The organism is Acinetobacter endophylla, assembly GCF_053543775.1.
On record NZ_JBLVOM010000096.1, the window covers coordinates 612 to 2,164 of the forward strand.

Here is a 1,553-nt window from a genome sequence, read left to right on the forward strand (position 1 = left end):
GTCAAAGCTCCATGGTTGCCACCACCAGTCGAATCAAAGTTGGTTGTTTTAGGATTTAATAAGCGTAAATACTTTTCCATAATTCACATTCCTTGTTGATTTATTGCTTTGTTACGGGTAAAGGTCTATTAGTTACGGGGTTGTTACGGGTAAACAAATAATAAATGTAATAAAAACAAGGGTTGTTACGGGTGTTACGAGTGTTACGGGGGTTTTTTCTCACGCGCGGGAAAATACATTCATTCATAATTTGAATAAATATATTAGATAATGAAATTTTCTTCCCGTGCGCGCGTGTGCATAAGCCCGTAACAGCCGTAACAGGGTGCCTGAAAGATAGAGTTGGTAAGGCTTTGACAGTGTTACGGGGTTGCGATTTAGCCCGTAACAGACCCGTAACACCCGTAACAATTATTGATATTTTATAGTACGTTAGGAACATCCTGATCTCCTTTTAACTTAGCACGAAATTCTTTTACTTGTCCACTAAGCCATTCAGCTTGTTTCACATCCTTCGGGGGATTCTCAGTAAAAATCATGCGCCTTTGCACCTCTTTTCGCTTTTCCTGATAGCCAGCTCCAGTGACAACATCCTCATAGATCCGTCCATGTCCTTTGGCCACGACACGCTCGGAAGCAATTAAGTTTAAAAACTTGTTGGAGGGAATGGATTTCTCCCCATTTTTATGACACCACTGCCGATAGGCCATATACAAATCATCCGAAAGACAACAAACAAACGGATGCTCTAACATACCGCCACGCCAATCATCTAAAAATAATTTCCATCCTGGCAAACCAAACTGAATGATTTTCTGTTTAGCTTTAGTCATCGGTGGTTCTGTATAAGGGGTAAAGTCACTTAGATCCATCGATAACAGATAGGTATAAAATGCATTGATGGCATTACTGTCCGGCTCAAGACACTGTTCAACCAAACCCTTCAATTCATGACCGAGCTTTTGATTTGGTTCCAGTACCAGAAAGCGTCGATCTCGTTCCTCAATGGCCAAAGGCTGTACTTCATTCGATAAGAAGACACAGTTAATGTGGTTATTTTGCGAATAACCCGACATAAACTTTTTCTCAATCCGGATCTTTTCACCAGTGATCATGTGTTTGATCAGACCCATCATGCCGAACTTGGACTTATTGTTAAATATTTCTTCAAAGAGACAATAAAGCTTTCGTTCAGCCCAATCGGTATAAATGGATTCAAGACCATTTTGCCCCAAAGTGACAGAGTATTTATCACCATAGATCTTCGTCATTATCTTTTCAAAGAACAGGGATTTACCTGAACCTTGGACAGCACTACACAGCAAAATGGAGGTATTCATTTTTGCGCCTGGATGCTGTAAAGGATAAGCCAACCACTTCATTAGCCATTCATATGCTTCTGTTTCTTTACCACACAGAAACTTCACCAAGTGAATAATAGGTGTACAGCTTTCAAATGCTTCGCCCTGCTGAATAATTTGATTCTGAGCATCTAGCAGAGGTGAGATTTCCATACCATCATAGGTATTAATTTGCCCTTCAGTGATATGCAT

General features: G+C 40.3%; 1 protein-coding gene. It reads right to left on the bottom strand.

Annotated elements, in window-relative coordinates; all coding sequences use genetic code 11:
- Positions 1-422 precede the first annotated feature (422 nt).
- Positions 423-1,553, bottom strand: a 1,131-nt coding sequence (locus ACNPNW_RS05435; protein WP_448766664.1) for a DUF5906 domain-containing protein, incomplete at its 5' end; no start/stop codon positions are given.